The sequence below is a fragment of the Paenibacillus sp. FSL E2-0178 genome, from assembly GCF_038593005.1.
GTDB lineage: Bacteria > Bacillota > Bacilli > Paenibacillales > Paenibacillaceae > Paenibacillus_AQ > Paenibacillus_AQ phytohabitans.
This window is the reverse complement of sequence record NZ_CP151953.1, coordinates 2,325,563-2,343,300: the sequence shown is the minus strand read 5'-3', so window position 1 is coordinate 2,343,300 and position 17,738 is coordinate 2,325,563. Positions and strand designations below refer to the sequence as shown.

13 protein-coding genes are annotated in these 17,738 nt (G+C 52.5%); 9 read left to right on the top strand and 4 right to left on the bottom strand.

All coding sequences use genetic code 11. The annotated features are described in order from the left end of the window. Positions 1–65 precede the first annotated feature (65 nt). Positions 66–506: a hypothetical protein gene (locus MHI42_RS10455; RefSeq protein ID WP_342423722.1), complete on the top strand. Its 441-nt coding sequence runs from the start codon at positions 66–68 to the stop codon at positions 504–506. Between the two features lie 126 nt (positions 507–632). Here the strand turns inward: MHI42_RS10455 and MHI42_RS10450 are convergent, their stop codons facing one another. Continuing rightward, positions 633–2,867, bottom strand: a complete 2,235-nt coding sequence (locus MHI42_RS10450; RefSeq protein WP_342423721.1) for an AraC family transcriptional regulator — start codon at positions 2,865–2,867, stop codon at positions 633–635. 200 nt (positions 2,868–3,067) lie between these two features. On the opposite strand from MHI42_RS10450, the gene MHI42_RS10445 reads away from it, so the two are divergent. Together MHI42_RS10445 and MHI42_RS10440 are read left to right on the top strand one after the other, a co-directional pair. Beyond that, on the top strand, positions 3,068–4,633 hold the full coding sequence (locus MHI42_RS10445; RefSeq protein ID WP_342423720.1) for a glycoside hydrolase family 43 protein: 1,566 nt from the start codon (positions 3,068–3,070) through the stop codon (positions 4,631–4,633). An 18-nt stretch (positions 4,634–4,651) separates the two neighbouring features. Continuing rightward, complete coding sequence (locus MHI42_RS10440) at positions 4,652–6,109, top strand: glycoside hydrolase family 28 protein (protein ID WP_342423719.1); 1,458 nt, start codon at positions 4,652–4,654, stop codon at positions 6,107–6,109. Between the two features lie 17 nt (positions 6,110–6,126). On the opposite strand, the gene MHI42_RS10435 is transcribed toward MHI42_RS10440, so the two are convergent. Beyond that, positions 6,127–7,008, bottom strand: a complete 882-nt coding sequence (locus tag MHI42_RS10435; RefSeq protein WP_342423718.1) for an AraC family transcriptional regulator — start codon at positions 7,006–7,008, stop codon at positions 6,127–6,129. 73 nt (positions 7,009–7,081) lie between these two features. On the opposite strand from MHI42_RS10435, the gene MHI42_RS10430 reads away from it, so the two are divergent. The 5 genes from MHI42_RS10430 (at position 7,082) to MHI42_RS10410 (ending at position 14,312) form a co-directional block, all read left to right on the top strand. After that, positions 7,082–7,972, top strand: a complete 891-nt coding sequence (locus tag MHI42_RS10430; RefSeq protein ID WP_342423717.1) for a pectinesterase family protein — start codon at positions 7,082–7,084, stop codon at positions 7,970–7,972. A gap of 19 nt (positions 7,973–7,991) precedes the next feature. Then, positions 7,992–9,020, top strand: a complete 1,029-nt coding sequence (locus MHI42_RS10425; RefSeq protein ID WP_342423716.1) for an alpha/beta hydrolase family protein — start codon at positions 7,992–7,994, stop codon at positions 9,018–9,020. Between the two features lie 40 nt (positions 9,021–9,060). After that, entirely contained in the window at positions 9,061–10,191 is a 1,131-nt protein-coding gene (locus MHI42_RS10420) for a glycoside hydrolase family 88 protein (protein WP_342423715.1), read from the top strand. Between the two features lie 139 nt (positions 10,192–10,330). Continuing rightward, positions 10,331–10,942, top strand: coding sequence for a phosphoribulokinase (locus MHI42_RS10415; RefSeq protein WP_171718956.1), 612 nt, complete (start codon positions 10,331–10,333; stop codon positions 10,940–10,942). A 238-nt stretch (positions 10,943–11,180) separates the two neighbouring features. Then, entirely contained in the window at positions 11,181–14,312 is a 3,132-nt protein-coding gene (locus MHI42_RS10410; protein ID WP_342423714.1) for an S-layer homology domain-containing protein, read from the top strand. An 86-nt stretch (positions 14,313–14,398) separates the two neighbouring features. On the opposite strand, the gene MHI42_RS10405 is transcribed toward MHI42_RS10410, so the two are convergent. Continuing rightward, complete coding sequence (locus MHI42_RS10405) at positions 14,399–15,409, bottom strand: bifunctional glycosyltransferase family 2/GtrA family protein (RefSeq protein ID WP_342423713.1); 1,011 nt, start codon at positions 15,407–15,409, stop codon at positions 14,399–14,401. Positions 15,410–15,415: 6 nt separating this feature from the next. Further along, complete coding sequence (locus MHI42_RS10400; protein ID WP_342423712.1) at positions 15,416–16,405, bottom strand: phosphodiester glycosidase family protein; 990 nt, start codon at positions 16,403–16,405, stop codon at positions 15,416–15,418. Positions 16,406–16,830: 425 nt separating this feature from the next. Here MHI42_RS10400 and MHI42_RS10395 point away from each other — a divergent pair, with 425 nt between their 5' ends. Further along, positions 16,831–17,730: a DUF4362 domain-containing protein gene (locus tag MHI42_RS10395; protein ID WP_342423711.1), complete on the top strand. Its 900-nt coding sequence runs from the start codon at positions 16,831–16,833 to the stop codon at positions 17,728–17,730. Positions 17,731–17,738: the final 8 nt, after the last annotated feature.

The window sequence follows — 17,738 nt, the reverse complement described above, 5'->3', positions numbered from 1 at the left end:
AATTTTCAATGAACTGTTGATAAAATCAGATTGATTCGGTGAGCAATTATCATAAAGAGGTGAGGATGATTAAAAAATCGGAAATTGAATTTAAAATGCGTCTAAGGGATGGTTACCCGGGACCCATACGTTTTGCGGATTTTATAGTTGACGGACAATCCTTATATGATAGTTATGCTAAGCATTATGACTTTGTATCATGTTTAGGGTGGGGCAGTGAGGATTTTCAGCAAAAACACATTTCAAGGTTGATATTATTGAGTCAGCCAGATTTCCCCAATGGAAAGAATTCAATATATATATGCCCTGCATGTGCTGATCTGGGGTGTGGGGCAGTATATTCATTTATTGAAATGAATAAAGACATTGTAACTTGGACTTTCATTGATGGCAGAGAACAGTTAATGAATAACTCAAAAACGTTTCACTTTGATAAACAAGATTATATTAAACAAATTAATAGTACATATGGATTAGGCGGGTTTAAATTCCCTTGGGTAGAGTAGACCTTATTCACAAGGAGTAAAAAACTTAGCTCAACAACCAGCGGCAGCCCAGGACCTCATCCGTCCTTGGCTGCCGCTGGTTGCATTTTCCCCTATCCGTCCCTGTATGTTCCCCTCCAGCCCCCACTACTCCTGCGACTGCAGAATGTGATTCATTCTCCATTTGGACGGTGTGACGCCATAACGCTTCTTGAACTGGGTTGTAAAATAAGTGCTGCTGTTATATCCGACCCGGCCGGCAATCTCGCGGATATCGAGCGTAAGATCCGTGACCAGCAGCAGTTCTGCCTGCTCCAGCCGCAGCTGGTTGACGAAGTCCGGGAAGCTGCTGTCCACCTCTTCGGCAATCAGCCTGCTGAGGTAGGCAGGGCTGACAGACAGCTTCTCGGCCAGCGCATTAAGCGACAGGGCGGGGTCGTTATAATGCTCCCTAATATAAGCGGCAGCCTCGGCGGCAATGCTGCGAGTCTGCACCGCACTCATGCTGGCAATCCGGCCCACGGCTGCGCTGCAGCTGTGTTCAATCCACTCGCGCAGCTTGTCATAGCTCTGAATCTGCCACACCTGCTGATAATCATCCAGAAAGCCGGAATGGCGGTTGCCCCCGCTGCTCAGATCTGCCGTACGGTTCAGCTCAAAGGCAAGCCTTGATACAGCAACGGTAGCAGACTCTGCACGGTAGCTGCAGGCTACCGCCAGCAGTCTTTCCACAGCCTGCGGGATGTGGCTGGCCAGCTCCGGCTGTTTTACCGCCTGCAGTACCGGCTCAAGCGCACTTTCTGGAACCGGGCTGCTGTTCAGATGGACGGTATCGTCGGCGAATATGATATTCTGCTGTGCATGGAATTTAAGATATTGCATGCAGTCTGCCGCTTCAGCGTATTTGGACTTCAGCAGGCCCAGATCACTTTCCAGCCCGCTGATGCCGAACGCGCAGCGGCCGCCGGACTTAAGGCATAGTGCAGCGAGTTCCTCCCATTTACTGCGGTAATGGGCATAATCCCCGAAGCTTCCGCTATAGAGCTCACTCAGAATAAGGACGGCCGACCCTTGATGGGGGCGGAAGATTTGAACCTCGGCCAGCTCCGAGAATGCAGTTTGAATCCGGTGAATGACTTCCTGGACAGGTTCCGGAGCATCCCCGGTCTGTCCCGGTTCCAGCACGGCCAGTACACAGACACAATAAGCACCTTCCGTTGCGCCGATGCCCATCATCGGGAGGCCGCCGGAAGGGTCCGCCGCACCGCGCGGGGAGAGCAGCCAGCGCATCAGGGCACTGCCGTCGCTCTCCTTCTTGAGCTGTGCCAGCTTCACACCTATAGATTCCAGCTCCAGATTCACGGTATCCAGGTCACTGCCTGCCTTCAAGGCTTCTTCATTGCCGGAGATATTAGAGATACTGCCAAACAGCCTGCCGATCGGCTTATAGATCTGCCGGGAAATCAGGTTGGCCGTTACCGCGGCAGCCAATATAAGGGCAAGGCAGAGACCCATCATCAGGTTACGTGCATTGGCAAGCTCACGGATGCTGTCTGTATAGTACATCTCGGATACAAACCACAGCTTATCCTGCGCGGAATATACATAAGTAATCAGCTGCTTGTCTCCGTTGCCCTTATAGACGAAGGAGCCTCTCTCAGAGGTGGAGGCAGCGACCTGCTTCAGCATCTCCGGATGTAAGGTGCTGCCGGAGAGTGTGCTGTGCATGAGAATTTCGCCATTCCGGTCAATGACGGCATAACGTGTAGTCCCGCCTTCTTTTTGAGTGAACAGATTGTTCTGGAGCTTGGCGAGATTGACGGTCAGCGCAACTGCGCCGTAATATTCGCTGTCTGCAAAGGCCCGGTCGTTATAGAAGACAGTCAGCAGGGTGACCGGCGTACCGTTGTTCTGGGTGGTCTTCCACACAAAGGGAGATTCAATAATACGGCTGCTCCGCATCCTCCGGGCCAGCTCCAGCTTGGCTTCCGGGCTGAGCGGCATGTTCTCATAGATGACAGCAGGTTCCTTCTCCCCGAAGATATAGGCGTTCTCCAGATACTGGTTAACGACCAGCGCACCGCGAATCTGGCTTAAGACACTGTAGAGCTGGTCACTCCAGTCCGTCTCTCCGCTCCGCATCAGGGCACTGATGTTCGGGTTGGCATAGAAGTCCATCGTATAGTTCTGAACAATTTCCTTATAGTTCGTGAATACGGTTTCAGTATTTAGCAGCACATTCTGGTTAGCCTTGTCGACATTATCAATCGATATGTTCCGGTACCAGTAGAAGATCACCATAGCCAGTACCAGAATGCAGCAGACAGAGATCAGGGTCAGGCTCATAAAAAAGCGGGTATACAGTTTCTTTCTCTTTCCCAAGATGATCGCCCCTTTATGTAAATCCTACTACACCTATTCTAGTGGGACAAGCTATTCATTGACAAGAAGGGAGATAGACCCAAATAGCATGAAAGTATAAAAAACGGGAAAAAGAGCATAGAAAGAGCAAGAAAGTTAAACATTTACGAACTATAATTGGTTATGCTTACATTTTGCTCGTTTGAAGGAGGATTTCTGTATTGAGAACTTTCCGCAATCCGGTGCTGCCGGGCTTTTACCCTGACCCTTCCGCTATCCGCGTAGGTGAGGACTATTATCTTGTCACGTCCAGTTTTGAATTTTTCCCCGGTGTTCCTATCTTCCACAGCAAGGACCTGGTGAACTGGCGCCAGCTTGGCCATGTGCTCGACCGTCCGTCCCAGCTTAATCTGGACCACACGATTCCGTCGATGGGCATTTGGGCCCCTACCATCCGTTATCATCAAGGTCTCTTCTATATGATTACAACCTACGTGGACAATAATAAGGATCAGCATAATTTCTATGTGACTGCCGCCGATCCGGCCGGAGACTGGTCAGATCCGGTCTGGCTGGAGGATGCACCGGGTATCGATTCCTCCCTGTTCTTCGATGAAGACGGCAAGGTATATTACACCGGCAACCGTGTTCCTCCCGAAGGCCAGGATTATCCGAAGCATATGGACATTTGGCTGCAGGAGATTGACCTGGAGCAAGGCAAGCTGATAGGTCCGAAGCTCAGCATCTGGCAAGGTGCCCTTAAGGTGGGGCATGCGCAGGAGGGACCCCATGTCTACAAAATCGGCGGCTGGTATTATGTGCTGATTGCCGAAGGCGGCACTGGCCATACCCACGCTATCACGATTGCCAGAAGCCGGAACGTGACCGGCCCTTATGAAGGCCATAAAGCGAATCCTATTCTGACCCACCGCCATCTCGGCAGAGAATATCCAATCGTGAATGTCGGCCATGGAGAACTGGTGGAGACGCAGCACGGAGACTGGTGGATGTTCTGTCTTGCTTCCCGGACCTGCGGCGGCTATTACCGCAACCTCGGGCGTGAAACGTTCCTGACCCCGGTGAAATGGGAGAATGAATGGCCTGTAGTGAATCCGGGCAAAGGCGTGCTGGAGCTGGAAGCGGCAGCGCCTGATCTGCCGGAAACGAAGTGGCCGCAGCTGCCTGTACGTGATGATTTTGAGTCCGCAGAGCTCAGCCTGATCTGGAACTTCCTGCGGACACCGCGCGGGGAATTCTGGAGCCTCACCGAACGCCCGGGACATCTGCGGCTGCGGCTCAAGCCGGAGCAGCTGACAGAGATCAGCAATCCGTCTTTCATTGGAAGACGCCAGCAGCACTTAAGCTTCAGAGCGGCAGCTGAAATGGTCTTCAAGCCGGGGGCACCAGGCGAAACCGCCGGACTTGTCCTGATCCAGAATGCGGACAACCACTTCCGCTATGAATTGAAGCTGGAGGACGGGAAGCAGGTGCTGCAGCTGATTGTGCGCAGCAGAGGGGACGAGCGGCTGCTGGCATCCTCGCCTTATCCGCAGGACAAGGTGCAGCTTAAGGCAGAGGCCAGAGGACAGGACTACAGCTTCTATTATAGAGCCGACGAATTCGGCTCATGGACGGCATTACATGAACGGGCTGACGGAAGAGTGCTCAGCACGGACTTGGCCGGCGGATTCACAGGGGCGTACATTGGCATGTATGCCAGTTCTCAGGGGGCGCCAAGCACCAATTATGCCGATTTCGACTGGTTCAGCTATGAAGAAATTGAATAGCCGGGAAGGAAGAAGCCTATGAACAGCCTACAGGATTCCAATCATTATCCTGTACCTGAACTGCCGCGAATTCCGGAGCGGACGTTCAGGATTACAGATTATGGCGCAGCAGGCGGAGAGCTGCTGCGCACTGCTGCCATACAGGATACGCTTGATGCCTGCGCTGCTGCAGGAGGCGGAACGGTCATAATCCCGCCGGGAATATGGCGTACGGGACCGCTGACGCTGCACAGCCGGATTAATCTGCATGCCGAGCGCGGGGCACTCGTATGTTTCGAGCCGGACTTCGCGCTGTATCCGCTGCTCTTCTCCCATTATGAGGGGAATGCCGGCTGGCGCTGTCAGGCTCCGCTGGATGGGGAAGGTCTGAGTGATGTAGCCATTACCGGCGAGGGGATATTCGATGGAAGCGGCGAGGCCTGGCGCCCGGTGAAACGCTTCAAGATGACGGAACTCCAGTGGCAGAGCCTGATTGCCTCCGGGGGAGTAGTGGATGAGGAGAATGAGATTTGGTGGCCTTCTGGAGAAGCATTGGAGGGAGAGGCCTACTACCGGCGGCTGCTGGAGGAAGGGCAGACTGAAATGGAAGCTTATCTGCCTGCCCGGGCCTATCTGCGTCCTGCACTGCTAAGCCTGCGGAACTGCCGGCGGGTACTGCTGGAGGGAGCCACCTTCCAGAATTCTCCTGCCTGGTGTCTTCATCCTATGGGCTGTGAGCAGGTTACCGTCAGGCACATTCAGGTGCGTAATCCATGGTACTCACAGAATGGGGACGGGCTGGATCTGGAGTCCTGCACACATGCCCTGGTGGAGCATTGCCGGTTCGATGTAGGGGATGATGCCATCTGCCTGAAGTCGGGCAAAGACGAGGAAGGACGCAGAGCAGGGATGCCCTGCCAGTATATTACCATCCGGCATTGTACGGTATATCACGGACATGGCGGAGTGGTGATCGGCAGTGAAATGTCGGGTGGAGTGCATGCGGTCAGAGTCAGCGATTGCCTGTTCATCGGCACGGACATCGGGCTGCGCTTCAAAAGCGCCAGGGGAAGAGGCGGCGTAGTACAGGATATCCGGATGGAGAATATCCGGATGACAGGCATTATCCATGAGGCGGTTTCTTTCCATATGTTCTATGCGGGAGTTGAGGGCTCTGAAGGCCATGATGAGCAGTCCTTCCCCGTTACGGAGGAGACTCCGCAGTTCCGGAATATCACACTCCGGAATATCACCTGCCATGGTGCGGCAACTGCGCTGCTGGTGAACGGATTGCCCGAGATGCCGCTTGCAGAGCTGACGGTGGAGAATTTCAGCGCCGTAAGCAAGCGGGGAATGGTTCTGCGGTACGCCAGCAATCTGAAGCTGGACCGGATCCGGCTGAGGACAGAGGAAGCACAGCCCGTGAAGATGCATAAATGCAGCCATGTAGAGCTCATCCGGTCCGGAGAGCTCCTGATCACAGAGAGCTCAGGCTGATGTCCGGGAGAGGAGCGCTATTCTTCAATTATTCCTTCAGACTTGGACGACGCCCGCGACCTGGATGCCTTGCGGTATTGGAGCGGAGTCAGCCCGGTTGATCTTTTGAAAGTCTTATTGAAGTGGGACAGATGCTCGAAGCCGACAGTGGAGGCGATCTCCTGAATCTTGGCGGAGGTTCCGGCCAGCAGGCGCTGGGCTTCACGGACTCTGACATGGACAATGTATTCACGGAAATGAAACCCGGTCAGGCGGTGAAACACGCGGCTCAGGTAAGAAGGACTGATGAAGAAGTGTCCGGCAGTCTCTTCCAGCGTAAGCGCTTCGCGGTGATGGCTCCGGATGTACGTGGCGACATCGGTTACCAGATGATGCAGCGGGTGCTTCGTTCCCCCGGCCTGTGTCGTACTCTCCGAGCGCTGGAGCAGAATCATCAGCTCGGTGAACATCGCCACGATGGAGGCTTCATACAAAGGCCGCTGGATACGTGCTTCCTCCAGGATACGGCTTAGCAGCGTCTCCGCCTCATTCTGTTCGCGCAGGGTCAGTCTGAACAGACGGTAGCGGTGATTCTGAAACCACAAGGCCTCACCTTGCAGCACTAGGGGCAGCAGCTCAGGATCGTAATTGATCAGAATCCGTTCGAATTCGGCCATTTCAGAGCTTGCGGTAGCATGCAGCTCCCGGCCGGGAATCAGAATCAGCTCGCCCTTGTGAACCGTAACGACCCGGTCATCGACAAAGTATACGCGCTCACCTTCTGTCAGATAGTACAGCTCGGTGAGTTCATGGCTGTGGGGGCGCGGCATCGCCGTGATGCCTTTGCGCTTCATATGCTGAATGCTGAACCGTCCTTCTTCTATATGATATTTCGGATTAGGGCTAGTCACGCTGGTCATAAATCTCCTCTTCTCATCTGAACCGTTACGGTTATTATAGAATAAATAGAGGTCGCCATGAAAGGAGCCGCACATGTTAATTACAGTATCGAAGAGTCCCGGGGAAGGATTCAGCAGTCTGCAGGAGGCGCTGGATTCCATTCCGCCGCAGCAGAAGCAGGCCGTAACCATCCGGATCAAGCCCGGCATTTATGAGGAAAAGATTACAATCGTCCGCGAAGCCCCGCCCATTCTGCTGCTGGGGGAGGACCCGCATTCCACCGTAATCTCCTGGAATGATAATGCCCACACTCTGGGAGCGGACGGTGAACCGCTCGGTACCTTCCGCAGCGGCACCCTGAATGTGTTCGCGGAAGGCTTCACAGCCGAGAATCTGACCATCCGGAACGCTTCCGGTCCGGGAACCGGACAGGCGGTGGCGGCTTTCGTTGATGCCGGACAGGCGGTGTTCCGGCGCGTTCGTCTGCTGGGTGACCAGGATACACTCTATACGGGGCAGGGCAAGCAATATTACAACGACTGCTACATTGAAGGCGATGTCGATTATATTTTCGGAGCCGCCACGGCGTTGTTTGAGGGCTGCCATCTGCACAATAAGCGGTCCAGAGGTTACATTACAGCCGCTTCAACACCGGAGGAAGCTGCATTCGGCTATGTGTTCCTGAATTGCCTGATTACCGGCGGCGAAGGGGTCAGTGAGGTGTATCTCGGACGGCCCTGGCGGCCTTATGCACATGTAGCCTTCATCCGTACGGTTATGGACGAATCGGTTACCGGCGAAGGCTGGCATAATTGGGGGCAGCCGGACAGGGAGCAGACCAGCCGTTATGAAGAATACGGCAGCAGCGGGCCAGGGGCCTGTCCCGAGAGCCGCGCTGCATGGTCGCGCCAGTTAACTGCTGAGGAAGCTGCGGAGTACCGGGTTCTGACCGTACTGGACGGCTGGCATCCTGAAGGATATTAAGAACCAGGAGGAACCCCCGATGGAATCATTGGAACAATATATGAAGCAAATGACGGCTTCCGCAGCGCAGGACGCTGCCTTCCGTGGGGATATCCCTTACGGAGAGTGGCGGGCAAAGCTAACTGCAGGCTTTACCGGGCGGCTTGGCGGATTTCCGGAGGAACGGGCGGCACTTGCACCTGTGCGGCTTGAGCGGGTAGCCTGTAACGGATATATACGTGAGCGTGTAGAGATCACTACTTATGAAGGACTTAGAATGGCTATGTATCTTCTGATTCCCGGGCAGCCGATATCCTCCCCCTGTCCGGCTGTTCTGGCTATCCATGGGCATGGCTACGGCAGCCGTGAGATTACCGGCCTCAATCCGGACGGCTCGCAGCGGCAGGGTGACCCGGGGCTGCATAAGGATTTTGCCGTCTCGCTGGTGAAGCAGGGCTTCGTGGTCGCTGCTCCCGAGGTGCTCGGATTCGGCGACAGACGGCTGGCAGAGGATCTGGAGAGCGGTGAGCCCGCGCGTAATTCCTGCTTCCGCCTATCCTCCGCGCTGCTGATGGCGGGGCAGACGATGGCAGGCTACCGGATCTATGAAAGCATGCGGGCGCTCGATTATTTGCAGTTGCGGGAAGAGGTTAACGGTGAACGATTAGGCATTATGGGTATTTCCGGCGGCGGGCTGGTCGCCGGCTTCACGGCTGCACTGGATCAGCGGATCAGCTGTGCTGTCGTCAGCGGGTATGCCAATACGTTTGCGGACAGCATCCTTACCCGAAATCATTGTCTGGATAACTACATTCCGGGCATTCTGCTCGAAGCGGAAATGCCGGATCTGCTTGGGTTAATTGCCCCGCGCGGCCTGTTCCTGGAGTCGGGAGATGCCGATCCTTTGTTTGGTCCGGCTGGCGCGAAGCAAGCCCTGGACCGGCTGGAGGCGATCTTTAACGCAGCGGGGCATGGCGGACAGGTAGAGGCGGATTTTTTTGCCGGAGGGCATGAAATACACGGGGAACCGGCGTACGCCTGGCTGCGGAAGCAGCTTGCCGGTGCCTGAGCTCAGACTTAGGCTTGGAACATAAGCGACAGGAGGAATAATGATGTCTATCACAGAAACAACTATGTCAGGTTTGTCCCGCAGAATCGCGGATACCTTCATCAGTCAATGCAATGAACACGGGGAACACGAGTATGTCCTGGAGCGCTGGGCCTATGTGCCCGGTATGCTGCTGATGGCAGTGGCCCGCGCCGGTGTGCAGCATGGGGAGTCCGAATATCTCTCCTTCATGCAGCGGCATATGAATAGCTTCATCGGGGAGGACGGCTCGATCCGCTCCTATTCGCTGGAGGAATATAACCTGGATCAGATCAACCAGGGCAAGAATCTCTTCTACCTGTACAGGCAGACCGGGGAAGCGCGTTACGCTGAAGCGGCTCATCTGCTGGCGGCGCAGCTCATTGGGCAACCCCGTACTTCAGAGGGGGGATTCTGGCATAAGAAGGTGTATCCTTTCCAAATGTGGCTGGACGGACTATATATGGCTTCGCCGTTTCTTGCCGAATACGGCGCCGTATTCCAGCGTCCCGAGCTGATAGATGAAGCTGCCCATCAGCTGCTATTGATCGAGCGCCGGACCCGTGATCCGCGGACCGGCCTGCTCTATCACGGCTGGGATGAATCCAAAGAGCAGGAATGGGCGGACTCGTCCACCGGACTCTCTTCCCACTTCTGGAGCCGGGCGATGGGCTGGTACGCCATGGCCGCCGTGGACTGCCTGGAGCATTTCCCGGTCACCCATCCGCAGCGGGGAACGATCATCGGGATTTTCCAGCGGATGTGCGGTGCACTGCTTGAGGTGCAGGACCAGGAGACCGGCCTGTGGTATCAGGTGCTTGATCAGGCAGGGCGCAAAGGCAATTACCTCGAGGCCACCGGCTCCTGCATGTTCGTCTATGCGATGGCCAAAGCCCTGCGGCTGCGTTACCTGGAGCCTTCCTTCAAGGAAGCGATGCTGAAAGGCTACGAGGGCATCCTCGCGCATCTGGTTACCGAAGATGAACAAGGTGTTCATCTGCATCAGATCTGCCACGGGGCAGGTCTCAGCAAGGACCGGAATGGTTCCTATGATTACTACATTTCCGAAGCGGTTGTCTCTGACGCGCCGATGGGTGTTGCGCCGTTATTGCTGGCTGCCCTTGAGGTGGAGAAGTACCTTGACGGGCAATAGGCTGCTGCTGCCGGAGCAGACGAATACTTGAATACCGGTGATTGAGCGTTAACATCGTTATAATCGCAGCCGATCCGGGTCCGCTTTTTGTGATAGTATAGGATATTGGATACTTCTAACAAGGATAGCGGAGGAAATTATGGATCAGGAATTACACAGAATAGCCAAGTGGATTGGCGGTCAGGCTGCGAGGGTCATCGTGGGGATTTCAGGTCATGGGGCATCGGGAAAGACGACGTTTGCTCATCATCTGATTAGTCTTTTGGGGCAAGAGAATGTGAATGTTCTGAATACTGACCCCTACATTATCGGATCTGATCTTAGGCGGTACGCAAGGATTGACTACGAATATAACAATGAACAATATCGTGATAAAATGACCGCCTGTCACCCTGCCGCCCATAACGTGGCTGCTTTGGAACGAGACATCCGTATGCTGCGGGACGGCTTGGACCTGTATACCATCGGCACGCATTATAGCAAGAGTACGCTGTTATCTTCTGACAACAAGATTAATATTGTAGAAGGCATGAGCGTGGCTTTTACGGACCCAAGTCTGTATGATCTCAAAGTCTACTTATATACGGATGGGGAGACCGAGCTTAGGCGAAGGGGAATCCGTGATGTGGCTGAGCGGGGGACGGATATTCAGTATTTAATGAAGTCCCATGAGCAGCGCAGAATTCAGTATGATTTATTCATGCATCCGTATCATGAGAAGTTCGATATTGTAATCAGGAATCAAGATTAAGCTTAGTTTCGGCGAAAAGAAAGTCATACACAGCTACGGCCCCAGCCTTCCGGTGAAATGGAGAGTTGGGGCCGTTTGTGCTTCATGGAACTGACACAATAAAATCTGATAAATTTATGCAAATTATTGACCGGAATCATGCTATAATTTTAACGGATTAATAGGTCTTAAGTAATAGATGAGGGAATGTAACTTATAATTTGTGCGCTTTTATAACTACATAGTCGGGGGTATTAGCTTGTTCATTCAAAAAAGGGTAAGGAAAAAAGTAATCGCAGGAGTACTAGCTGTATGTCTATCCATACTGCCGGCTGGCGCAGCTTTTGCGGGTAATGTATCGGATCTCAGCGGAAATTGGGCGAAGGAGCACATCAGTAAGTGGATGGATCAAGGTCTGATCTCCGGCTACCCGGATGGTGAATTTAAGCCGGATCATCCGGTCACGCGGGCTGAATTAACGGTTTTGATTAATAGGGCTTTTGGTTTCACTGAGACTAAGAAAGTTAATTTCAGCGATATCTCAAGCAGTAAGTGGTATTATTCAAGTATTTTGCAGGCCAATGCCGCGGGTTACGTTCAGGGCTATGCGGATGGGACCTTTAAGCCGGACCAGAAGATTAACCGTCAAGAAATGGCTGTTATCATCAGCAAGTTGCTCAAGCTGACAGCATCGGCTGCGGCTCCTGAGTTTAAGGATATTGCCGGAAGTCCGGGTTGGAGCAAAAGTGCTATCCGGGCTGTAAGCGAGCAGGGGATAATGACAGGCTCCGGCGATGGGAATTTTCGCCCGCTTGCTTATGCAACCCGTGCGGAAACGGTAGTCATCCTGGATAGAGCTTTATCCTTGCTCGATGAAGATTCCGGGGAATATGTAATCATCTATGATTCGCCGGGTACATACGGTCCGATGTCGGGAATGTCCGAAGTAGACAGTGATGTAGTAATTAATGTGCCAGGTATCACACTCCGTAATATGAACATTACTGGGGATCTGCTGCTGGGAGAAGGCATAGCTGAAGGCGATGTGCATCTCCTGAATGTAACGGTAGGAGGCAACACCGCGATTGAAGGCGGCGGGGCGAATAGTATTCATCTTGCGGATTCTACACTGGGTTCTGTGCGTATTGACAAGAAGGATGGCAGTGTAAGACTGGTTGCTGAAGGAAAGACCCAAATCAATGATCTTCAGATCAAGTCCGCTGCAGCCGTTGAAACACTCACCGGAGCTGCAATCAGCACCCTCACGTTATCCCGTGAAATTCCATCGGATGCCCGTATCCTTTTGACAGGTAACTTCAAGGCTGTGAATATTCTTGCATCACGTCTTAACATTGACATCAGCGGGGGCACTGTGGAGGCAGTCAATGTTGATAAAACAGCGGGCAGTAATAAATTGAGCAATAGCAGCAGTATTAAGTCCATGACCATGAATGCCGGTATACAAATTTCAGGTAAAGGCAACATCGGGAATGCAGTCGTCAACGCTTCGGGCATTACAATAGAGAATGCGCCAGAGAAAATTACCGTGGGCAGCGACGTTCCGGCAGATGTGAAAATCAATATAGCCGGTTCTGATAAAACGGCTGCTGCGTCTTCTGCAACTCCAACAGCGGCCGTATTAGTTGGCGGCGGGGGTGGAGGCGGAGGCAGTGCGGCAGAAACGCCGGCGCCAACAGCAGTACCAACGCCTGAACCAACGGCGATACCAACGGCGGAACCAACCGAAGAGCCAACGCCGGTACCAACGGTGAAGCCAACGCCGGTACCAACAGCGAAACCAACGCCGGTACCAACAGCAAAGCCAACGCCGGTACCAACAGCAAAGCCAACGCCGATAGCGACAGCGGCAGCAACGCCGGTTTCATCACCAACACCAACAGCAGCTACTTCGCCGTCACCCTCGCCATCGGCAATACCGACAGCGGCAGCTACACCGACGCCATCACCAACACCAACAGCGGTGACCTCACCGTCACCGTCGCCATTACCATCATTCCCGGGGCCGATACCTACACCTGGGTCAACGGTGGCACCCACACCGCCCATTGTAAATCATGGGGTTGTAAAAGGGATCATTGAGCGTGCAGACGGGAAGGCTGCCGATTCCGGTACCTTGTATTTGGAACGGGACAGCGATCATATGATTTACAGTACTGCACTAACGAATGGTGAATTCTCTATAGATTTGCCGGACGGGCCCTACAAGATTTACTCCATGCGTTCCACAACTACACAGGAGATTATTTCACTCTACTATATGTTTTACGTTATGAATGGCAAGGCAGATAGAGAGGTGCATATTCTCATTCCTGAGCAGCAGGCGGGCACGATGCAGTATTCGGACGGGACCGCAGTTGAGAATGGAGAAATTATTGTAAAGCGCTTAGACAGCGGACCGCTTGCCTGGTATAGTGCCGAAATCCATGACGGTAAGTTTAACTTATATTTGCCGGACGGTCATTACAATGTAGAGGTCTTAATCTATGGCGAAACTAACAAACAATTAACCATTAATCATTCATTTGAGGTCATTGACGGGAAAAGCAATTTGAATATAACATTGCCACCCAAAATTGAAGGAAGCATTAGCTTCGTGGATGGTTCCCCTATGTACGATGGCTGGCTGGAAATAAGTAATATGGGTGCAGTGAATACCGGGCTTTATAAGTTTGATGTGGTTGACGGTAAGTTTAATCTTTATTTGCCTGATGGCGACTATAGCATACAGACGCTGAACACTAAGGATTCAGAAAGTATACCCTTACGTACACAGATAAAGATTGTTAATGGTGAACCTGCCGCCGGACTGATTAATATCAAAGTACCTTTAGCAATATCAGGCAAGATCTATAATGAGGACGGAACTCCATATGCTAATGGTATATTAGTGATCACAGAGGTTGGCACTGCTTCACCGCTTCTGTATGCAGCAACGATTAAGAATGGCTTGTATAATTTCTATCTGCCTGATGGCTCATACCGGGTACTTATTTTAGCGGAAAAAATGTACTCCATCTACGATGCCAAATTCCCGTATTATAGTTTCTCGGTGCTGGACGGGAAGTCTGATCCGCCTGAGCTTGTAATTCATTTACCCGCTAATAATGTTACCGGCACTCTGAAATATGATGATGGGACCCCGCTGCCGGACGGCTATATTGAATTAGGCAGTGGTCTTGGCGGTAAGGATTATCTCAAAACAGTTGAGCTGAAAAACGGGGCTTTCGGTGCTGATTTTCCGGATGGGGAATACGATGTATTCATCTATTGGGATGCCGAGCATCTTAATAGAATCGAAATAAATTGTAAATTTAAAGTTGAAGAGGGCCTGCTTGTGGATCCTCTGGACGTTACTTTGGCTAAGGAATAATAAACGAATACAGCAGTCTATGACAAAAAACAGAGCAGCGCTTCCCGTCACAGGAGATCCGCTGCTCTGTTGCGTGTAGCATTAATTCAGTATACAAACCTCCGCTGTGCCCAATAGCTGAATACGAAGATCGAGATTTCCGTCAGAATCTTGGCTGCAACCAGCGGGATAATCAGCTTCTCATTATAGAAGTAGAGCAGCCCGTAATTGAACATCAGCACAAGGACTACGAGTGAGAAATACTTCGGCAGCGACTGGAGCCGCGATTTTTTACCGCCGGCAAATACATACTTCCGGTTTACCGAGTAGTTGAAGATTGAACTGCATAATCTTGCGGCCGCGACTGCCAGGAACAGGTTGTGGGTCAGGCTCTGGAACAGGAACAGCAGTACAAAGTCCAGCAGGCCTGAGATCAGCGAGGAGGTGCTGAACATCAGAATCGGCAGATAGATCCGGAAGGAGTCGATCAGCGGCCGGAAGTGGGAGGATTTATTATCCTCCAGATAAACGGTATCGATATACTCCTCAGTAATGGTATAGCCCTCTTTGTGGGCGGTCAGCAGCATGTTCATCTCATATTCGAACCGTTCGCCGGGAATCCGGCACAGCCAGTCCAGCATCTGGAACGGGAAGCCGCGCAGGCCCGTCTGGGTATCATAGATTTTGGTGCCGGTCGTGAGTGCGAAGACTGACCGTGTCACCGAGTTTCCGAAGCGGCTGCGCAGCGGAATGGTTCCGCTGAACCGGCGGCTCCCGAGCACAATCCCCGGCTTGCTCTGAAGCAGCAGCGTCTCGGCAATCCGCTTGATGTCATGGGGCAGATGCTGTCCGTCACTATCAGCGCAGATCACATTACCGTGCAGGCCGGCTTCCTGAATATGACGGAAGCCTGTTTTGAGGGCGGCACCTTTGCCGAGATTGGTCTTATGGGTCAGGAGGGTGCAGCCGAATGCCGCAGCCCGCTCGAAGATTGCGCGGTAAGCCGGGCCGCTGCCATCATCGACCAGTACGATGGGACCCAGCGGGTATTCCTTAAGCTGTATAATTAAATCCAGCAGCCGTTCATCTGGCTCATAGGCGGGTATTAGTATAGTCATCCGGGTTCACTCCTTAATATAAAGTATGTCGCTGACGCCGCGTTCCTGGTTTTTGCCCAGCGGATTATTCACTACCCGGCCCATAAAGTACATGGTGGAGGAACCGCCGCCGTCCAGATTGTAGGCTTCTGCAGCTCCGAGGCCTTCCATCACATCAGCAAGCTCGGCAAGGGTCATTCCGCGGCTATAGCCTTCCTTGCGTCCGTCAACTACAACGAACACGTAGTGGTTCGGGGCGATCATGCCAATGGCGGTCCGGGGATTCGCATCCTGAATCGAACGGTTGCCGAAATTGTTATCGATTTTGACACTGCTGAAATCACTGACGATCTTGCCGTCCTGAATCAGAATCGGTCCGAAGGACAAGGTGTTCGTAACCCCTTCAGCCAGCAGCTCAGACGAAGAGATTTCCTCCTCGTCATAGGTCTGCATCGTTCCGTCTCCGAACAGAGCCATCGCATCCCGCACCGGATCATCCCGGTACACGGTTCCATTGCGGATAATCACGCCGTCTTCACGGAAGCCGTAGTAATCGCCGTTAATGGCGAAGATTGCATTATTGGCGGAGGCAATCACCGAGGTGTCCTCCGTAATATTCGTACCGAAGCTGTTATCGGCAAAAGCGGACCGCAGGCTGCCGGCATCCTTCAGGACCACATCTGCGACAAAATAAGTGATCTGGTCTGACCCGCTTCCCGTCTGGACCTGATCAATCTTTACCTGGATATCGTCACTGCTGTAGCTCCAGTCATCCGATGTTGCATTCACGTCAGCTGTTGCTGCTGCTGCTGCTGTTGTGCCTGTGCTGCCGGTACCAGCGGTTCCGGCGGTATCGTCTGCGACGACGACCTCAACATGCTCAATCAGATAACGGTCTGCCAGACGATATACCACTGCGCCAATGCCCAGGAGGATTACGAGGATAATAATCAATAATTTTCGTTTGCCGGAACGGGTTGCAGTGTTGCCTGTATTGCTTGTGTTGCGTGACTTCATATCGAAGCACCACCTCTTCAATTAAGTTCTTAAGGCTCATGATAAGTGCCATTCCTTAAATGAATCTTAACTGGCTGTATCCGCGGGGAATGTGCAAGTAACCAAGGGTTAATTTGTTGATGATGTGTTGATCTGTTGAGCTGTATTTGGATAAATGTTGTACGTAGTGCAACCTTGATTCATGAAATCCCGGGGGTCCGGGAGGATTGTTGTACGAAATGCAAGAATTTTTCCGTTAACCCGTCCGGCTGATGGGAAATGCTGCATTCCATACAACAATTCCGGATTACGGCCGCTTTTATGAGCAAAATGTTGTATTACGGGCATGATTTTATAAAAAAGTAATGTAGTAGAATCGCGCCCGCAGCATTGGTATACTTTAACAAAAGCTCCATCCGATCATGATTTCAGGGAGGTCATCAGCCGTGAAAGTAACGCCTGTCTCAAAACTGCTGTGCGAGCTGAGAATAACGGTTATGCTGTTCAGAAGGCTGGCCAGGGCAGCTCTTCCGCTTCTACTGCTGCTGGTTCTGGTTACTGGCTGCTCGTTATTAGATGGTGGCGGCTCATCCGCCAGCAGTCACAAGATCGACCAGGAGGAGGATGTCATATCCTCTAACGGCGGCGTAATCAGCAATTTGGACAAGCTGGACAGTTTCATGGAACGGGGAAGCGGAAGCCAGCGGGTAGTTCATTACACGATAGAGGGTGATCCCGTCTTTACGGAATTAAGGTATGAGGGCGGACGGCTGGAGCTGAGCTATGATACCACTGAGGATGCCTTTGGTTCCCGTGAAGTGAAGACTTACAGCTGTAATGAGCTTGTACGGACGGAGGAGAAGCATCAGTTGAAGTACTCCCTGAAGGGCTGTGAGGGGGCTATGGGGGATGGAGATTTACTCACCGTCAGCTTCGATCTGGGCTCGCAGGATAAATTTGAATTTATCCTCAAATACGGGTTTAATCTCAGGAATGAGATCAATACGGTGAATCAGAACCTGGTAAAAGATATGCTGAACGGTACTGTCATCGAAATCAGCGATTATGGCTTGCCGGTTGAAGACCGACAGAGCATTTACCGGAAGCTGGTGCTGTCCAATTATCTTGGGGAGAAGCAGCTTAGTACAAGCTGCAACCTCAAGCCGTATGAGAGCTATGATCTGACGGTGCTGATCAATAGTGCCGAGCGGCATTATGCCTGGAGCGAATGTGATACCGGGAGGGATGGCAAGACCATGACGGAGGCCGCAGATTACATTATCGGGCTTGTAGAATCCGGCGATACTTTCTTACAGCTGCCTGCTGCTACAGGCGGCGTCAAATAGGATTACAG